General features: G+C 47.2%; 15 protein-coding genes. 1 reads left to right on the forward strand and 14 read right to left on the reverse strand.

Annotated elements, in window-relative coordinates; translation table 11 throughout:
- Positions 1-39: 39 nt before the first annotated feature.
- The 12 genes from JBW_RS20610 to JBW_RS20665 form a co-directional block, all read right to left on the reverse strand.
- Positions 40-2,025, reverse strand: a complete 1,986-nt coding sequence (locus tag JBW_RS20610; protein WP_007960379.1) for a PP2C family protein-serine/threonine phosphatase — start codon at positions 2,023-2,025, stop codon at positions 40-42.
- A gap of 48 nt (positions 2,026-2,073) precedes the next feature.
- A complete protein-coding gene (locus tag JBW_RS20615) occupies positions 2,074-2,889 on the reverse strand; it encodes a PP2C family protein-serine/threonine phosphatase (RefSeq protein ID WP_007960378.1) in 816 nt (271 codons plus the stop codon).
- Positions 2,886-3,431: an FHA domain-containing protein gene (locus JBW_RS20620; protein WP_007960377.1), complete on the reverse strand. Its 546-nt coding sequence runs from the start codon at positions 3,429-3,431 to the stop codon at positions 2,886-2,888. Before JBW_RS20620 ends, JBW_RS20615 begins: the two co-directional genes overlap by 4 nt.
- Positions 3,432-3,469: 38 nt before the next feature.
- Positions 3,470-4,015 (reverse strand): FHA domain-containing protein, encoded by a 546-nt coding sequence (locus JBW_RS20625; RefSeq protein WP_007960375.1) that lies wholly within the window; start codon positions 4,013-4,015, stop codon positions 3,470-3,472.
- 12 nt (positions 4,016-4,027) lie between these two features.
- Positions 4,028-4,480, reverse strand: a complete 453-nt coding sequence (locus JBW_RS26145) for a J domain-containing protein (RefSeq protein ID WP_007960370.1) — start codon at positions 4,478-4,480, stop codon at positions 4,028-4,030.
- A 69-nt stretch (positions 4,481-4,549) separates the two neighbouring features.
- Positions 4,550-4,975, reverse strand: a complete 426-nt coding sequence (locus JBW_RS20635; RefSeq protein ID WP_007960367.1) for a hypothetical protein — start codon at positions 4,973-4,975, stop codon at positions 4,550-4,552.
- Between the two features lie 32 nt (positions 4,976-5,007).
- Positions 5,008-5,574, reverse strand: a complete 567-nt coding sequence (locus JBW_RS20640) for a hypothetical protein (RefSeq protein ID WP_007960365.1) — start codon at positions 5,572-5,574, stop codon at positions 5,008-5,010.
- Entirely contained in the window at positions 5,567-5,983 is a 417-nt protein-coding gene (locus JBW_RS20645) for a hypothetical protein (protein ID WP_007960364.1), read from the reverse strand. The genes JBW_RS20640 and JBW_RS20645 overlap by 8 nt, the downstream gene beginning before the upstream one ends.
- A gap of 16 nt (positions 5,984-5,999) precedes the next feature.
- The gene (locus JBW_RS20650) at positions 6,000-6,431 is read right to left on the reverse strand and encodes a hypothetical protein (RefSeq protein ID WP_007960363.1); all 432 of its coding nucleotides are present in this window, start codon (positions 6,429-6,431) and stop codon (positions 6,000-6,002) included.
- 254 nt (positions 6,432-6,685) lie between these two features.
- Positions 6,686-8,875, reverse strand: a complete 2,190-nt coding sequence (locus tag JBW_RS20655; RefSeq protein ID WP_007960362.1) for a hypothetical protein — start codon at positions 8,873-8,875, stop codon at positions 6,686-6,688.
- Between the two features lie 18 nt (positions 8,876-8,893).
- A complete protein-coding gene (locus JBW_RS20660) occupies positions 8,894-10,636 on the reverse strand; it encodes a vWA domain-containing protein (protein ID WP_007960361.1) in 1,743 nt (580 codons plus the stop codon).
- Positions 10,637-10,957: 321 nt separating this feature from the next.
- Positions 10,958-14,722 carry a phosphoribosylformylglycinamidine synthase gene (locus JBW_RS20665; protein WP_007960360.1) on the reverse strand — a complete coding sequence of 1,255 codons (3,765 nt, stop codon included), beginning with the start codon at positions 14,720-14,722 and terminating at the stop codon, positions 10,958-10,960.
- 213 nt (positions 14,723-14,935) lie between these two features.
- On the opposite strand from JBW_RS20665, the gene JBW_RS20670 reads away from it, so the two are divergent.
- On the forward strand, positions 14,936-15,817 hold the full coding sequence (locus JBW_RS20670; protein ID WP_007960359.1) for a LysR family transcriptional regulator: 882 nt from the start codon (positions 14,936-14,938) through the stop codon (positions 15,815-15,817).
- A gap of 144 nt (positions 15,818-15,961) precedes the next feature.
- Here the strand turns inward: JBW_RS20670 and speD are convergent, their stop codons facing one another.
- The gene (gene speD, locus JBW_RS20675; RefSeq protein ID WP_007960358.1) at positions 15,962-16,774 is read right to left on the reverse strand and encodes an adenosylmethionine decarboxylase; all 813 of its coding nucleotides are present in this window, start codon (positions 16,772-16,774) and stop codon (positions 15,962-15,964) included.
- Positions 16,775-17,223: 449 nt separating this feature from the next.
- Complete coding sequence (locus JBW_RS20680) at positions 17,224-17,694, reverse strand: YhcH/YjgK/YiaL family protein (RefSeq protein ID WP_007960357.1); 471 nt, start codon at positions 17,692-17,694, stop codon at positions 17,224-17,226.
- Positions 17,695-17,782: the final 88 nt, after the last annotated feature.

Consider the following 17,782-nt stretch of genomic DNA (forward strand, 5'->3'; position numbering starts at 1 on the left):
GAGCGAAACCATCCGTTCCCGCTCAGGGTCTGACGTCGGTTACTGCGGCAGCGCCGACATAATCGCGGCGTCGGCGTCGATTCGGTCGAGAATGGTCTTGATCTCGTCCGCTTTCGCCTGGTTGCCAAGGGCTAGGTAGAGCTGCTGCGCTTGGCGGTACGCCTGTTTGGCGGCCGTGTATTCTTTCTGCGCGTAGAGTTCGCCGGCCTGGTCTTGTGCCGCCGCGGCGTCGGCCCTTTGCTGGTCGAGGGCTTGTTGCTTGGCGGCCACATTTTGCAGTTTGCCGCTGAGGATGGCGCTCTGGGCCGTATCACCGAGCGCGGTGTACTGAGCCAGTGCCGCGTTGTAGCTGGCCGCCGCCCCGATGTAGTCGGCGTTCGCGAACGCGGCGTCACCCTGTCCGGCGAGCGCGGCGCCGGCCGTATACTCGGCAGCGTGTTTTTCCGCTTCTTTTTGCGCTGCCGCCGCGGCTTTGCCTCTGGTTTGACCGAGCTTGTCAAGCGCCGCCAGTGCTTCTTTTTTGCCGTCAGCGTCGTAGTGTGCCGCTGCCAGAGAGCGCGCGGCCAGGTATCTCTGTTCGGCCATATCCAGATCGCCGTACTCTGAGAGCGTGTCACCCTGGGTGATCAGATCACTGATATCGCCGGTTAACCTTTGTTTGTCTTTTTTTTCCTGTTCGTCTTTTTGCTTTTGTTTGGCGTCGTACAGTTTGTCGAGTGCCGCCTGCGCCTGTACTTTTCCGTCGGCGGCGTGGATTTTGGCAGCAAATGCTTTGGCCCGCAGGTAGTACACTTCCGCCTGGCCGAAGTCGCCTTGTTCCATAGCTTTGTCGCCGAGATTGATGAAGTCAGCTACCGTCAGGTTGTCTTCGGCGCTCGAAATCCGGCGGTTGATGTACGCCTCGCCGAGTTTGTCGGCGTAGCGGGACCGTTCCAGTGCCGTCTGATAGCCTTGATACGCATCTTCGAATTTCTGGTTCTGGTAGGTATCGTCGGCCGTGATCACGCTTTCAATCAGCCGCAGATAGTTATTAAGCTGCTGGATTTTTTCCTTGTCTTTGAGATTTTCCGCCTGCTGCAGGGCTTTTTTCACTTCTTCCCGGGCCCGGATGTAGTTGTTGTCCTGGATGCAGGCAATGGTGCTGTCCGCCCTGAGGTTCATTTCGTCCACTTTGTCTTTGTGCCGGCTGTACAGGACGTAGGCAATAATACTCACAATGAGGAGCACAATAACGACAATAATCGCTATCTTGATTATGCGTTTGCGGCGGCGATCGCGGTTGGGGTCTGTGAAGATTTTGTTGATAAAGACGGCCGCCATCGTGTAGTTGTCAAGGTTCGGCGGCTGCTTCGACAGCAGCATTTCTTCGGTGTTGTTCAGCGGTTCCTGGGGATCGTCAGTCGTCTCGGAAAAGATGTCGTCGATGTCGGCCTCGTCAAGGTTTTCCCAGATGCCGCGCGTATACAGCACGGCGATGTCGCCGTTCATGAGCTTCAGCTTGCCGGATATGTGCGGACGGAAGTCTTTTTCCTGTCCGAGATAGGTATAGAGGTTATGCCTTTCTTCGTGTCTTGACAGCACGTTGGGCGTGATTTCGTCTTTTTCGACCAGGTCCTGGCTTAAGGACATGTCCTTTGATTTTGTATTCAGCATGCCGTCGCGATATAGGCGAAAGCGCGTGTTGCCGGCGGCAGCGTAGCGTACGGCTTCATAGTCGGTGACAATCACGGTTACCGAGGCCTTGAGCACTTCGCGGCCATTCGCCTGCAGAAGATCGCGGTTGGCGCTTTCCAGGCAGGCGCGCAAGGCCCGCCGCGTCAGTGACGGACGTTCCTGAAAGTGCAGGATGACGCTCTCGACCGCCTTTTGGGCACTTTCCGACTGCGCCAGGTCCGTAATGCCGTCGGCAATGACGTAACAGGCGTAGTCGTCAAGTTCGACGAAGGCAAAATAGTCGTTGTTCGTCAGCGCCGCCCCGGCTTCCGATATAAATGCGGTTTTAAATTCACTGTTCAGCTTTTTCATAGAATCCCCCTGTATGGACGTTGGACGCTGGATTTTGGCTGCCAAAGTCTAACATCTATAGATAACAATGCTGGCGTTGTCTTTGTCAGGCAATCTGCTGCGGTTAACGCGTTCGATAATCCGGAGCGCCTGCTGCTGCGCATCCCGGCCTTGCGCAAGCTCGTGCTCGATCTCGCGCCAAAGCAGCGTCTCGTAGATGCCGTCGCTGATAAGGACAACGGCGTCGCCGGCGCGCAGCGGCAGCGGCTGGCTGAAGAATTCAATGTCTTTAAAGCCATCCTGGCCGACGAAGTTATACAGACGGTGCCGGTCCAAGAGCTCGATCGCGCTTTTTTTTGCCAGGCTTCCTTGCAGGTATTTCTGCTGGGCCAGCACACCAATGGTATGGCCTTCGCTGACCGGCACGAGGTCGCCGCCGTGATAGACGGCGATTTTGATATTGCCGACGAGGGCGTAGTAGAGCGTATGGTCCGCAATGAGGGCCGCGGCGACGCTGGCCGAGCCGCGCCCGTCTTCCACCTTGTTCAATATAGCGCGATTGGCTGCATGAAAGGCTTTGCGGAAGTAATACTGCGGTTTTTCAAACGCCTTGTATTCTTTAAATAAGTCCACGAATGTCTCCACGGCGACGCGCCCGGCGATTTTGCCGCCGTATTTCCTGCCCATGCCGTCGGCCAGCACCAGCAGCGTTCCCGTCTGATTTGCCAAAACGCCGTAATTGTCTTCCTGTACTTCGCGGTCGCCGATGGTCATGCACTGACCCACTCTGGTATTGCAGGCAGGCGTAAGCGTCATCCGCTTAATGACCAGGGCAATCATCGCTATGGACAGCACGAGGATAAGGGCAGCCGGTGCATGGATCATGCTTTTGCTCCCGCAGCGCTGTTTTCCGTATCTTTCGGCTTCTTCACATCTTCCCAGTTAAATTGCTCGCCGCAGAACGGGATAAAGAGGAATTTGCTGTCGCCCAGTTCGATAACATCATATGTATTTAACACTTTCGGCGTATAGACGGCGTCGCCCTGATGGTAGACGATGCCGTTCGATTCGCCCGGCAAGAGCACCATTTCTTTTTTCTTGGGGTCAAAAACGATGATGCCGTGATTACGGCGCGAAATTTTGTTGTCACCGAGAATTTGAATGTCCATATCGTCAGCGCGGCCGATAAAGTTTTTGCCGGTCTTAATCTTGTAGTCCTTGCCCTGCCGCGGCCCCGAAATACAAACGATCCAGCCGCAGACAGGCTGCACGTCTTCTAAAAACAGCAGTTCTTCCACATCTACGTCCGTCTGGCCAGTTTCCTTTTTTTCTTTGGTAGCCGTCTCGATATTGCAGTACGGGCAGACGGTTCCGTAGCGACGGGAACTAAACATATGCCCGTTTTGGCAGCGAATTAAATTGCTCATACGATTCCTTCTTTCTCTAATGTTTTATCTTGAGTGCTTTATCTTGCCAGCAGTTTGGTCAGGCCGACGATGATGACGTCGCCCGCGTCCAGCTTGCACGGCTGGTCGGCGGCAAGCTTGTATTTCCGGTCGTCGGCTTTTTTTTGCAGTACGACACCGTTTTTCGAGCCCAGATCTTCGATGTACCAGTGGTTGTCGGCGTAATTTAAAACCGCATGCTCGATGTCGATCATCGAGGCGTAGACGCTCTGGTTCAGGTTAATATCCACATGGTTTTCTTTGATGTCCTTGCCGATTACCAGGGCCGTCTTGCCAAACATATCCCAGGCAGCAATGGGTTTTTCCTCTTCATTGAGGAGTAACAGTTCCGTGATGGCACCGCCCTCCGGAACCGGCGTTTCCTGCACTGCCCGCTCTTTGGCGACGGCCGTCAGATAAAAGGCCAGGAAGGCGATAAGGCCGCTGCCGGCGCAAACAGCAATATATATACCGATGGGCGCGTCTTCCATCCCGTACAGTGCAATCAGGGCGACCAGACCGCACAGGATCGCGATGACCAGGTCGATATTTTTTTTCTTATCCATTGATACACCTCCTCACTTTTTGAAGTCGGAAAAGAAGCTTTCGAACATGACTGTCGTATCGAGCGGGTTTTTCTTTTTTTTGGCGTTGACGTTGAGTTTTTCCTCGCGCGTAACCTTGCCCGTCTGCGGATCGAAGCCGAAGTAACGTTCAAAGCTGCCTTGCATGCCTTGCGCCATATTGGCAATGTCAAACGCGCCGCCGGCCGGCGCGCCGGCGGACTGCCGCCGGGGCTCTTTAGCCGCTGCGGCCGTTTTTTGCGCTGCCTCATCGTAGGACCGGCGCGCTTGTTTGTCGCTTAGAATCCGGTAGGCTTCGCCGACCTCCTTGAATTTTTGCCCCGCCGCCGGATTGTTCCGGTTGACGTCCGGATGATATTTTTTGGCAAGTTTCCGGTACGCCTTTTTGATCTCGTCTTCGCCAGCGTCCTTTGACACTCCCAATATTGCATAAGGATTCAGATTCATTTTGTCACTCGCTTTCGTCAGTCAATTTAGAAAAGGCGTGTCCGACCGGGACACGCCTTTTCGTTTTTCTTAGGCAGGGTATCCGCCTTCTACGGTAACGTTCGCAAACTTGTCCTTCTTCTGACGGAGCGCCAGCATGAAGGTGCCTGTGCCGTCCACATCGCCGTATTTTTCTTGGTAATCGACGACAAACGCATTGGGAAAGTGGTATTTTCGTTCGATTACGCCTGCCGCGGTCAGTTCGATGGTGACTTTGCGGTAACAATCGGCTTTTTCCGCCGGTACGACGGACCACAATGCCATTTTGCGCGTGCTGTCGTCGGGGTCGCCGTCGGTGGCGGCGAGAATTTTGCCGATGATGACGAGGCCTGTGCCCACGTCTTTGGTGCGCGCATTGGAGTCGAGTGGAATTTCCGTCGTGAATTGTACGCTTTTGGTGCATTCCGGCGGAATGTCAAACGGTTCCTGTCCTTCGATTTTGATTCTAAATGCCATATTGTTTCACCCTTCCTTTACTTTTTAAATTACTACCAGGGAAAGTTCTGTTTTCCCCATTCGCTCTCAAACATCGATTTCGCTTTTTCATATTCATCTGGTTCTTTGTTTTGTTCATCCCATTGCGTCTTATGGCGTCCACTGAGAATTTCAACGCCGAAATGATTCACAATTGGAAAGGCGTGGAGCTTCACCCCGCTGAGACGTGCGGTATGACCAAGAAAAGTTATCTGTTGTTCAGCAATTCCGGCTTCTCTCATCGCAGCCTCGACATAATCTACGCAAGAATTGCCAATGCCAATATAAGAGCCAAAACTGCCCAACAATGTTTGCTGGCAATATTCCCGCACTTTGCTATAGGTCTCTGCCGTAATCGGAAACGATTCTTGAGTAGCTCTAATTTTGTAATGATAGGGATCGTCTGTAACTACTCGTCCATTTTTAGTAAATGCGTGGTCTGGTTCGGATGGTTGAAATCCATAATGCTCTTCTAAACCCTTTTGATGATCATCCAAGCTAATCCACATATGACCAACCTTTGATTCATCGGAAAATGGCGGCGCAATATATACTGTCAGCGTATACCGATTTTCACTCACGCCTCCCCCCTCCTTCCTTTATGCGGCGCACCACTATAGTGGGAGGTATCGCAAAAGCTAAAAATATCAGAGCATTTACTACAGCTTCCTCAATATACATTTGATGCGTATAGTGTAAAGTATTCTGCAAATCCTCAAAACTCCTGTGATAACTATGCACAAAACTGACTGTTGTTACACTGAATATAGTTATTGGAATAAATTTCCAATAATACCGTAATGATAGAACGCTTGCTGTCATTGTTACGATGGAGACAGTGACCAGGATGGATAATATCCCGCCATCTTTCCCGGTGTGCGTTATCCGATAGGCATTCCAAACCGGATCGAAATAAAACACCAGCATAGATACCAGCAGGACAATTGCCGCATCCCACAGCCAATGATGTTCAGAAAGAAATTCTTTCATTTTACCGTCCCTTCTGCTATTCCGCCCCGAAACCTCCGTCGAGCTTCACTGCAGCATTCTGGTCCTTTTTCTGCTTCATGTGGAGATAGAAGGTGCCGACGCCGGTTTCGTCGTCGAGTTCTTCCTTGTATTCCATCACGAAGGCGTCCGGTAGCGTGTACTGCCGTACCATCTGGCTGGCGGCGACGATATCAAGCTGGGCGTTTCTGTAGCAGTCCGCCTTTTCGCTCGGTACCTGCGACCATTTCGCCACGTTCAGCGTGGCATCGGCTTCTTTGCCGCCGAGGGAGTAGAGCATTTTGCCCCACACCTTGATGCTGAGCGCCACATCGGTCGCTCTTGCATTGGAGTCGTTTGGCGAGTCGGAGAAGAACTCCGCCTTCAGGACCGCTCTTTCATCAAATGCAATTTCCTCCGGTCCGCCAGTTACCTTTAATCTGAAACCCATACCAATTCCTCCATTTCATTTTTTATATCAAGTGAGACTTCGCTTCAGGTGAGGTTTTAACCTCATCTGAAGCGGTAGTCAAACTTATCCAGGGACTTAGTCGCTCTTACTCCCGCTTGTGCCTTATGGGAGTGCTTGCACCCATAAGGCACAAGCGGGAGTCTTAGAGCGAGTTAGTCATCGGATAAACTTGCCGGCGCAAATCGGATATGGCAAATACATTTAAAAATTCGCGCCGGCATTGGGGCAACGTTTTACGCGGTTCGGCCTGCCGACGTCAGACGGTTGATCTCGATTTCGAGGTTCTTCACGTTGCCGTTGAACGTGATATCCAGCGTGCAGATGCCGTTGGCTTCGTCGATGACGTAGTTGATGTCGTCGCCTTCGCTGATGATCGAGTTGACCTTATCGCGTTTGCCGATCCACAGGCTCTTTTGGCTCTGCGGATTGTTGGAGAAGAATTTGATGATGTTGTCCTGTTTGAAATCACCGGTGCCGTGGCGCAGAACGCGTTCGATGTACGTCGTGACCTGTGTCTTGTAGATCGGCTCGTACACGCCAAGCTCCGCGTCGTAGAGGAGGTTGCGCGCCTTGTAGACCATGATGTCCGTAATGTTCAGGCCGTCATAGGCAGCGTTTTCCGAAGAGAAGACGAAGCCAAAATTCTTGCGGTTAATATCATCCTTGATACTATTTGTAAACCCGGTGATTTCTTTGGCCAGCGACGTCCGCACGCGCAGCGGGTGGTCGCCGGCTTCGATGTCGAAGCGCACGCCGGGCAGTTCGGTATCAACGTTGCGCTTGAAAGTTTTCTTGAGGTATTCCGGGCATTGCGTGGCCGCGTACAGACCTGCCGCGACGAACGCCGCGCCAATATAGACGCCGTCGATCCACAGCTTCATAATGTCTTCCTTGGCGCCAGATAGTTCCGCCATATTGGCGTCGTTTAAGAACATTTTTTTGTCGAGCACGACACCGGATTTGTCCTTCGGCACGATGGTGAAGTTCGGAACGCAGGGGATTGCAAATTCGCTGTAGGGTTTACCAGTCAGGCTTGTGCAGCGCTCGACGAATTTGTCGATACCTTCCGTGGCCATGTAGTTGAAGGTCGTCTTGTCGCCCGTCTCGTAGCTGAAGAAGCACTGTACCCGATAGTCTTTCAGAACGTCAAGGATGCGGGCCAGCGATTCCACGCTGTTGACGTTGGGATTTTCGACGACCTTGTTGCCCTGGAACCGTTCACGCGTCAGCTTCATCTTGGAGTTTTGATCAAGGGAGACGGACGGGAAGATCGAATACCAGACCGTATTGTTGAAGTCATTTTTCGCATTGACCGTGTTGAGGAAGGTGATCAGGCGCGGAATATTGGACGCTTTGGCCACCATTTCGTTGCTGACGTTGGTAATGAGAAGGGTCGGCCGCATGCCTTTAAGCTTGGCCGGATATTGTTCAAAGAACAGCCTGACGCCCAGCACTTTTTCGATAAGCGGCTTGACTGTTTTGATGAAATCGTCTTTGGCGGTTTTATAAAATTCCAGATAGGAGTTGTAGTTGGCGATTTCTTTTTCCGTATCGACGGTCGATACGATCGTGGACGGCAGCGGGCAGAACGTCCGAGCGACGAGCGCCTTGACATAGTCGTTATGATTTTCCTCGTTCAGCGCTTGGTAGTCATCCTCAATTGCTGTGATCAATCCCTGATTTATCTGGTCGTCGAGCGTGGCCAGGGCTTTGGTTTCCGGTTTCGGCGCTTCGAGTATCTTCAGTTCGCCCTCCTCACCCATCGACAGGACGCCTAAGGTAAGCGGCGTGTTGTTCTTGCCGTCGCCGCCCGCGCCCAGAAGCAGCCGCGTCTTGATGTCTTCGATCGCCAGCGGCAGCATAGCCATTACGTTGTTGTAGTTCATGCTGGCTTCTTCAAACATGACGTTCAACTTGTCGCCCACGTCGAGTCTTTTCGGGTCGCCTTCTTCAAGTAACGCGTACTCGGAGTAGACGTAGCGCATCTCTTTTCTGATCTGGCGGATGTCTTCCATGACCTTGGCCGGCGAGATCAGATTGGTCAGTTTCTCAAATTTAAAATCGACGTTTAAGAGTCCTTGCGAGCGTTTCGTTTCGACCAGCGTCAGCAGCATCTTGAGAAAGTCGTTGTGCATGTTGAGATGGATTTCCGTCAGTAGTTCGTCCGGAATGGTTTCCGGTTTTTTCAGCGTGTACATGACGCGCTGGTTGTTAGCATTGTAAAAGGAATAGACGACAGGATCGAATTTTTCCAAAAATTCGTCAAAGCTCTTGACCGAGAGATGCTCGTTGATCTCTTTGATCTTCTCATCATTAAGGCTGTCCATTCCCTTTACGTCGCCCACCATGGTGAGCAGGTCGAGTTTCTCGGGATTGATCTCTTCTAAAAGCAGGGTCCGGTTTGTTTGCGTAATAATAGCCAATTTGTCCACTCCTTTGCATTAGGGCCGTTCAGACGGCTTGACATTTTTGTATTCTAAGATTAGTTCGCTGCGCTCGTCCTCAAACGTAATATGAATTCTTTCATGGAAATAAACGAGGCAGCTATGATCTTTTACCAACAGGTCGCGGTTTTTCAAAATGGTGCAGTCCGACTTGTTCGTAAGCACCAGCGCCTTGTTGGCACCCGGACTGAAAAAGACTTTATACGCGCCGGCCAGGGCAAAGGAAAGTCCGCAGTTTTCCAGAAGCGCCCCCAGACTGATTTCTTCTTTCCTGAAGTGGCGGTACAAATTGTATTCCATGGGCGCGATGTCGCTGTCGTCCGGTGCCTTAGTGACATAGATTTTGAGTTTGCCGGCGTATTCGTAGCGGCTTGCGGGCGGTGGAGCCGGCGGCACTGGTTTCGGTTTTTGCGTTCTCCACCAGACCAGCGCAGCGATTGCAATGGCAATGGCCGCAACGAACGCAATTATTTTCCCATATCCTTCCGGCTGGTTGATCTGCACAGTTGTTGTATCCGGCGCAATGATGTTGACGCCGAGATCTTCGTAACGGACTTTCACAGCTACGCTGCGTGTGATATCGGCCGGCAGAGAAAAACGGATTGCCCCTTTCTCCACCACCGCCGTGATTTCCTGACCATCCGCCGTTACACGGACTGATTTGCCTTCAAAATAAGGGTCATTCAAAAGACGCAGGTTCTGATTTGCAATACTGACGGGAATCAGCCGCACCTCGGCCGTCTTTTGCTCCGATTGCCCAAGGGTCGTATTCTTCACTTCCACCTGAATCGACGCGTTCATTTCCAGAATCAGGTCGGCCTGCACATTGCCGCCGCCCGCAGACCCGAAACGGATCTCCGCCGTGTCGCTTTGCGGATGCAGCAGGTTCAAGACGGCAAATCGTTTGCCGGCTAAAATTTCGCCGCTTTGGGCTGTGTAGCTGGCGCCGATATTGCCTAGCGGTACAGTGGAAGTGAGGAGAATTTTCGCTCCATTGATTGAGTCGCTGCGTGCAAGCGGCAAGCGCACGCGCAGCGTATCGCTTTGCAGATCACCGCTGCTGACGGCTATTTTGGCAATGCCGAATACCTCGTATAAAATCTTTTTGGCGATGCCGCTTAGCTGTGCGACGTCACTAACGTTAAACAGCAAGCCCTGACGGTTGGCGGAATCGTAAATATTCGACTGCGGCACGTTGCCCGGATCACCGATCGCGACCGTACAGACGCGAACGCCGCGCTCCGACGCCGTCTGCATCGCCCGGTTGAATTGCTCCTCGGAGGCTCCCGTCGCGACCGGATCGTCCAGCCTGATTTCGCCGTCGGAAAGCAAAACCACCGTTTTGTCCGCTGTACTATCCTTAAATAACGTCAACGCTCTTTCCAATCCTGCCCCGGCGTTCGTATAACCGGTATAGTTCACCTGGCGCAGCGCAACGCCAATTTGTTCGCGTTTGGCGTTCAACGGCTTTGCCACCTGCACGTCGCTGCCATAGGCAACAAGGCCTACTGAATAATTCGATGGCAATGTATATAAAATTTCTTCCAGACCATCCGGCGCGAGTTTTTCCGCATCTGTCGTATTCATAGAATTGCTGACATCGAGAAGGAAAACGACTTCATGTCTTTTTACTGCTTCCGCCGCCGTCACGCTGTGGGAGGCGCTCCCAAAAAAGATGAGCAGTGCGAGCAACAAAAGGAAAAGAAACGCCGGATTCTTTATAAAATTCGTTTGTATCAATCCGCTTTTCACCACCTTCCCAAAAAAGTTTTTTGAAATTCTAAATTCTATGTAAGATTATGCCTCATGCTTTTACCCCGCTTTTGGGCTAAAAATTTTTCCTTTTTTCTGCAAAATTTCTTATTTCCTTTCCAGTATTTTCTTTACCAATTTAAACCATTACCGTTACAATAATACATTTTGATAACTATTTCATCTGCCAAAAGGTATAGATTTTAACATTTTTTATCAAAATCATATATTTATTTACAAAATTGTAATGTAAAGAAAAGTAAAAAGACTACCATAAAAATGGTAGTCTTTTTACTTTTCTTTTTCTTCTTACCTAAAGTATCCAATTCCAGCGGCAAATAGCTGCTGATCTTTGCTGCCAGGAACATTTTTCACTACCTGGTTGCCAATTCGTTCCGAATGACCCATTTTTCCTAATATTCTTCCGTCTGGGCTGGTAATTCCTTCTACTGCTTCTACAGATCCGTTAGGATTATAACGGATGTCATAGGTAGGCTGTCCTGTTTCATCTACATACTGAGTCGCAATCTGTCCCTTTTGCCGCAAGCTGTTTAGCACCGCACTGCTGGCAACAAAACGACCTTCACCGTGAGATACAGGAATGGTATGAACCTCACCTAATTCTATGTTATTAAACCAGGGAGAAAGTTTAGACACAAGTTTGGTGTTTGCCATACAAGAGATATGTCTGCCGATTTGATTATAGGTTAACGTAGGGCACTCTGGTGATAAGTCAACAATGTCGCCATAAGGTACTAAACCTAATTTAATAAGAGCCTGGAAACCATTACAGATGCCCAGCATCAGCCCGTCTTTTTGTGATAAAAATTCCCGCAGGGCTTCTTTAATTTTTGGATTTCTAAACATGGTGGCAATATATTTGCCTGAGCCGTCTGGTTCATCTCCAGCGCTAAAACCACCTGGCAGCATAATAATTTGAGATTGATCAATAGACTTAACCATTTCTTCTATAGACTCTTCTACTGCTGATGGAGTCAGATTGCGAATGACCATCGTATCTACGATACCGCCTGCCATTTCAAATGCTTTGGCAGAATCATATTCGCAGTTGGTTCCGGGGAAAACCGGAATAAAGATGCGAGGCTTGGCAAAAGAATGTTTTGCTTTTTTCGGATTGCTGGCAAACAACTCCTGCTTCGGCTTTTCCTTACTTATTTCAGTTTGTGTGGCAAAAACCTTAGTTAAAGGCTGTTCCCAAGCAGTTTGCGCTTTTTCAAGATCAATAGAATAACCATTGATATCAATCCTTGGCTGCTCCTGAGTATGACCTATGACAGAATATGTCATCTCGCCTAACATCTCTTTTACAGCGATACCGGAAGGGATCTCTAGTATCAAGGAGCCATAATCGGCAGCAAATAAGTCTTGGGATGACAAAGGAGAAGTAAAGACCATGCCGATTTTATTACCAAAGCTCATTTTACTAATAGCGGCTGCTAAACCACCCCTTTTAATTGTATGAGCAGCTAACACATGACCAGCTTTTATTAATTGAGTAATGTTAGCATAGTTCTGACACACGACAGGAAAATCTGGCAATTCATATGCATCACGAATTAACGGTACTTGTATGATCTGACTTCCGATCTCTTTGAACTCTGGAGAAATCACCCGGTCAGCTTGAACCACGTTGACGGCAAAAGCCACTAAAGTAGGAGGCACCGTCAGTTCTTTAAAGGTCCCAGACATACTATCCTTGCCGCCAATGGCAGGAATCGAGAACTGTTCTTGCGCATGAAGAGCGCCTAAAAGAGCACTAAAAGGTTTGCCCCATTTTACCGCATCCTGCCCTAATCTTTCAAAATACTCTTGCAGGGTCAGGCGAACGGTGTGATATTCACCACCCATAGCTACGATTTTTGCTACTGCTTCTACAACAGCATATACCGCACCGTGGAAAGGACTCCAGGTGGTTAGCTGCGGATCATACCCATAGGTCATTAACGTGGCTGTATTCGTATTCCCTTTAAGGACAGGAATTTTACTCGCCATTCCTTCTGCCGGTGTGGTTTGGAACTTACCGCCAAAGGGCATCAATACAGTACTTGCACCAATCGTACTATCAAACATTTCGACAAGACCTTTTTGGCTGCATACATTCAGATCACGCAAATTATCAAACCAAGCTGTTTCAAGAGCTTCTGCATCATTTGTTTTAGCAGCAAAATAATTTTCAGCTTCTACTGGCGCAGTCACCTGTACATCTACTTTTTGTTTAACACCATTCGTATTTAAAAATTCCCGGCTAATATCAACAATGGGAATTCCCCGCCATAACATGACGAGTCGCCCAGTATCCGTTACTTTTGCCACTACTGCCGCTTCCAGATTTTCTATTGCGACATAGGACATGAATTCCTCCAAATGATAAGGTGCTATGACTACAGCCATACGCTCTTGGGATTCGGAAATCGCCAGTTCAGTACCATCCAGACCTGCATATTTCTTCGGCAGCGCATCTAAATCAATGACCAGGCTATCTGTCAATTCTCCAATAGCAACAGATGCCCCGCCTGCACCAAAATCATTACAGCGCTTAATCATTTGACTTGCTTTAGGATTTCTAAACAGCCTTTGTATTTTCCGTTCTGTAGGCGGATTGCCTTTTTGTACTTCTGCACTGCAGGTTGCCAGGGATTCTTCCGTATGCTCTTTTGAGGAGCCCGTTGCCCCGCCGCAGCCATCCCGACCTGTTTTTCCGCCCAATACAACCACGATGTCATCCACTGCTGGTCGTTCGCGTACTACATTTTCTTTTGGAGCAGCAGCGATCACTGCGCCGATTTCCATTCGTTTTGCGATAAAACCTTCGTGATAAATTTCTGCTACCTGACCCGTGGCTAAGCCAATTTGATTTCCATAGGAGCTATACCCTGCTGCCGCTCCCAAGGTTATTTTACGCTGGGGCAATTTTCCTGCTAAAGTATCTTCTACTTTTGTACGAGGATCACCGCTCCCTGTAACACGCATGGCTTGATACACATAAGATCTGCCTGATAATGGATCACGAATGGCTCCGCCTAAACAAGTCGCCGCACCACCAAAAGGCTCAATTTCTGTTGGATGATTGTGGGTTTCATTCTTAAACATAACCAGCCATTCTTCTATGCTGCCATCCACATCCACAGGAACAACAATGCTGCAGGCATTAATTTCTTCCGAGTCATCCAGATCTGTGAGTTTGCCTTGCAGGCGCAATTCTTTCATCCCCATAACGGCGATATCCATCAAGCAGATATCTTTTTGTCGATCTTTATATACAAGGGATCTGGCTTTACGATATTGATCATAGGCTTTAGCAATCGGCTCTGAAAAATGACCTGTTCCTATATCTACATTTTCAATTGCAGTGAAAAAAGTGGTGTGACGGCAATGATCTGACCAATAGGTATCTAACACTCTGATTTCTGTGATTGTTGGGTTGCGTTTTTCCACATCACGAAAATATTGTTGGCAAAATGCAATATCTCCTAGTCCCATGGCCAGTCCCATATCTTTTAACAGCAATTCTAGTTCTTCTGCTGATTGGGTAATAAAACCGGGAATCGTCTTTACATCAGCAGGTTTTTCCACTGTTAGTTCAAGACTACGGGGTTTTTCTAAAGAAGCTTCCCGCGCTTCTACCGGATTGATACTATACTCTTTTATTTTCTTAAACTCATCTTCTGTAATATTGCCTTGTAATACAATGACTTTGGCAGTACGAATGGATAAGTTTTCTGTTTTTGTTAGTATTTGCACGCATTGTGCCGCCCAATGAGCTCGCTGGTCATATTGACCCGGCAGATATTCTACTGCAAATATTTTATCCTCTGGCTCTATGGTGAGTATTTCATCATAAACATCATCAACAGTCGGCTCAGAAAATATGCTTTGTTTAGCTTCTACAAACTCTTCCTGACTAATCCCCGATATATCGTAACGATTGACAAGGCGTACATGTTTCAAACCTGTAATGCCAAGATTCTCGGTAAGATCAGCATACATCCCCTTGGCCTCTACCGCAAAATCCTGCCTTTTTTCCACGAAAATTCGTTTGACTTCATATGGCATGTTTCTACCTCCTAGTATCGTCTTGCTAGTCCCTTGGAAAATCTCATTTAGGACGGCAAAGGATAATATAGTTATGTTCATCCTTTGCCTGTTTACAACTACCGGTAGTTGCTTTCTTCCCTTGAGACTACATCTTGCTATTGTTATTGTAATATATTATCATTAATTATAATAATTAATAGTATTAATAAAACTCATAAGGAGTGTTTATATATGGACGTTAATTTTGAGCTGTATAAAGTGTTTTACTATGTTGCCAAGTACTTAAGTTTCTCAGCAGCTGCCAATGAATTATATATCTCTCAGTCAGCTGTCAGCCAGGCAATAAAACAATTGGAAGAAAAGCTGAATACAAAACTTTTTTTTCGCAGTACCAAACACGTACAATTATCAGAAGCAGGCAAACTTTTATTTACCCATGTAGAGCAAGCCTTTCATTTTCTAAAAACAGGTGAACGCAGCATCAATGAAATGCATTCCTTAGAACAAGGAGAGCTAAAAATAGGTGCCAGTGATACCATTTGCAAATACTACTTACTTCCTTATTTTAAACAATTTAACCTTCTGTATCCTAAAATCAAACTCAATATTACCAATCGCCCATCTCCTGTTTGTGTGGATTTATTAAAAAAAGGCTTAGTGGACATTAGTGTTGTTAATCTTGCCGCCGAAAAACTGTATCCGGGCATGACCATCAGCAAATGTAAAATGCTGCATGATGTCTTTGTCGCCAGTCCTGCTTTTGCTCATCTGCAAAGTCTACGCCTGGTTCTTAAAGATATCGCTGCCTTACCCATTCTCACATTAGAAAAGAATACAACGACAAGAACCTTCCTGGATTCTATGTTCGTCCAGCATAATCTCCCATTTGAGCCTGAGATTCAATTAGGCAGTGTGGACTTAATGATCGAACTGACAAAAATCGGACTGGGGATCTCATTTATCAGCAAGGAATATATACAAAAAGAACTGGCCGACAATCAATTATTTACCCTTCCCCTCACCACTGATATACCTCCGCGAGAGTTAGGGATTATGACTCATGATTATCTGCCAGTTCCACTTGCAGCACAGAAATTTATTGAATTGTTATAGTGACATAGCAACCACTAAAGATTTACACCTTGCATAGGTCACTGGTATATGACATTAAAAGCGTAGGTTAAGTAGCACGGCGAAGCGTTAATGTCATATACCAGTGGCCTCACTATAGAGCTTCTTTAATGGATCATTAAGACTTCACTTCACTTTAGGAATATTACGACCAGCATAGATTTCTGACATTTCTTTTTTCAAGCGCTGTTTGATCTTCTTCTTCTCACCAGGCAGAAGTTCACCTTTGGCTGTACCAAACAAATAATTATCCAAATCAAATTCTTTTAAGATCATTTTCGTATGGAAAATATTTTCCTGATAGATATTCACGTCAAGCATCTGATATAACTCACGAGTATCGTGTGTAATATAATTTTGAATCGAATTAATTTTATGGTCAATATAAAACTTTTTCCCTGTAACATCGCGGGTAAACCCTCGTACTCGATAATCAATAATTGCAATATCAGAACTAAAGCTGTTAATAAGATAATTCAGTGCTTTTAGTGGTGAAATCTCTCCACAGGTAGAAACATCAATATCAGCGCGAAATGTACTAATCCCCTTATCAGGGTGACTTTCCGGATAGGTGTGTACGGTAATATGACTTTTATCTAAATGGGCTACCACAGCATCGGACTTAATTTCTTGCAGATCGATCAGCTCCGGTGCCTCAACTGCCATTTTTCCTTCTGAAATCAGCATGGTTACACTAGAACCTTGAGGATCATAGTCCTGCTTTGCAATATTTAAGATGTTCGCACCAATCATAAAAGCGACTTCTGTTAAAATATTTGTAAGACGCTCCGCATTGTATTCTTCATCAATGTATTCAATGTAGGCTTGACGATGTTCCGGACTTTTCGCATAACATATATCATACATGTTGAAACTAAGTGTCTTGGTCAGGTTGTTAAATCCATACAATTTTAATTTTTTAATTGACTTTATTTCCATATTTCTTCTCCTTACTTGTGTACAATTTCAAAGTCATGCCCTGAATCAGTACGGTATCATCGCCTGCTAGGAGCTTTGTTGCTTTGACACTTATCATGCTAAAGAATACTTCTTAGTCAAATGGAGTTTCACCACCTAACCTAAGTCCTACTTATCCGTCACATTTAGCCCCTCTAGGGCTCCCACCTACTAAAAATAGGAGTCGTAGAGCGGCTTATTCATCGAATAAAATGTACTTCTAGTACTACATAATAGCCTACTTTTTTATTGCTGTAAATAGTATTTTTTCGAATCCCTCTGCGCTTATAAAATAAAGGAAAAAGGATGCAACTCTCCTATCTTTAGTATAGTGTTTTGTCAATAAAGTATTCTTAATAGCTATAAAAAAAGAACGCTACAACAAATTTTCATCTGCGAGAGTTCTTCCTTTCATAGCTAGAAATTAATTATTATAATGCAGAAAGGGCTACTTTTATCACTACCTTTTTAACTTTGGTCGCCGAGTGCAGCGTACAATTGGGCCGATGAACATCATTAGGGAAAAGCACGGCATATATCCCAGGTTTTAGCAGCAGTTCTACCTCTTGCTGTACCCCTTGATAAAAAATCAGATCTCTTAGAGTCAGTTCGTCCTGAAGGACTTCATATTCTGGAGATAGCGGACTACACCCAATCATTTCTTCCCCCGAAACTACATACTGTATATCAATATACTTCTGATGGGCCTCTGGTTTTCTTTTCTCTTTAGGTTCCGTTTCATATTCTGAAACGGAGGCAAATATAGTATCCCCTTCAATATCATGCCGACCAACTGGCAAACTAGACAAATCGGTATTGATTAAATACAGCAAACCTCTTTGTAAGGCAGGAGACAAAGCAGCCTTCTCTTGTTCAAAATTTTTTAACTGTCCATAAATCATGTTAGCATCCTCCTTTTTTTAAAACTCTATTTTATATCTATTCTTTATTTTTATTGCCTTTCCTCTGTCAATGAAGAGTTTTTAAAAA

This window comes from Pelosinus fermentans JBW45, from assembly GCF_000271665.2.
In the GTDB taxonomy this organism is placed as follows: Bacteria; Bacillota; Negativicutes; order DSM-13327; family DSM-13327; genus Pelosinus; species Pelosinus baikalensis.

Bases quoted from the DNA above. Each gene is read 5' to 3' on its own strand.
- JBW_RS20680 (WP_007960357.1), bottom strand. From the start codon at position 17,694: ATGATTTATGGACAGTTAAAAAATTTTGAACAAGAGAAGGCTGCTTTG.
- JBW_RS20635 (WP_007960367.1), bottom strand. From the start codon at position 4,975: ATGGCATTTAGAATCAAAATCGAAGGACAGGAACCGTTTGACATTCCG.
- JBW_RS20670 (WP_007960359.1), top strand. From the start codon at position 14,936: ATGGACGTTAATTTTGAGCTGTATAAAGTGTTTTACTATGTTGCCAAG.
- speD (WP_007960358.1), bottom strand. From the start codon at position 16,774: ATGGAAATAAAGTCAATTAAAAAATTAAAATTGTATGGATTTAACAAC.
- JBW_RS20645 (WP_007960364.1), bottom strand. From the start codon at position 5,983: ATGAAAGAATTTCTTTCTGAACATCATTGGCTGTGGGATGCGGCAATT.
- JBW_RS20620 (WP_007960377.1), bottom strand. From the start codon at position 3,431: ATGAGCAATTTAATTCGCTGCCAAAACGGGCATATGTTTAGTTCCCGT.
- JBW_RS20615 (WP_007960378.1), bottom strand. From the start codon at position 2,889: ATGATCCATGCACCGGCTGCCCTTATCCTCGTGCTGTCCATAGCGATG.
- JBW_RS20650 (WP_007960363.1), bottom strand. From the start codon at position 6,431: ATGGGTTTCAGATTAAAGGTAACTGGCGGACCGGAGGAAATTGCATTT.
- JBW_RS20610 (WP_007960379.1), bottom strand. From the start codon at position 2,025: ATGAAAAAGCTGAACAGTGAATTTAAAACCGCATTTATATCGGAAGCC.
- JBW_RS20625 (WP_007960375.1), bottom strand. From the start codon at position 4,015: ATGGATAAGAAAAAAAATATCGACCTGGTCATCGCGATCCTGTGCGGT.
- JBW_RS26145 (WP_007960370.1), bottom strand. From the start codon at position 4,480: ATGAATCTGAATCCTTATGCAATATTGGGAGTGTCAAAGGACGCTGGC.
- JBW_RS20665 (WP_007960360.1), bottom strand. From the start codon at position 14,722: ATGCCATATGAAGTCAAACGAATTTTCGTGGAAAAAAGGCAGGATTTT.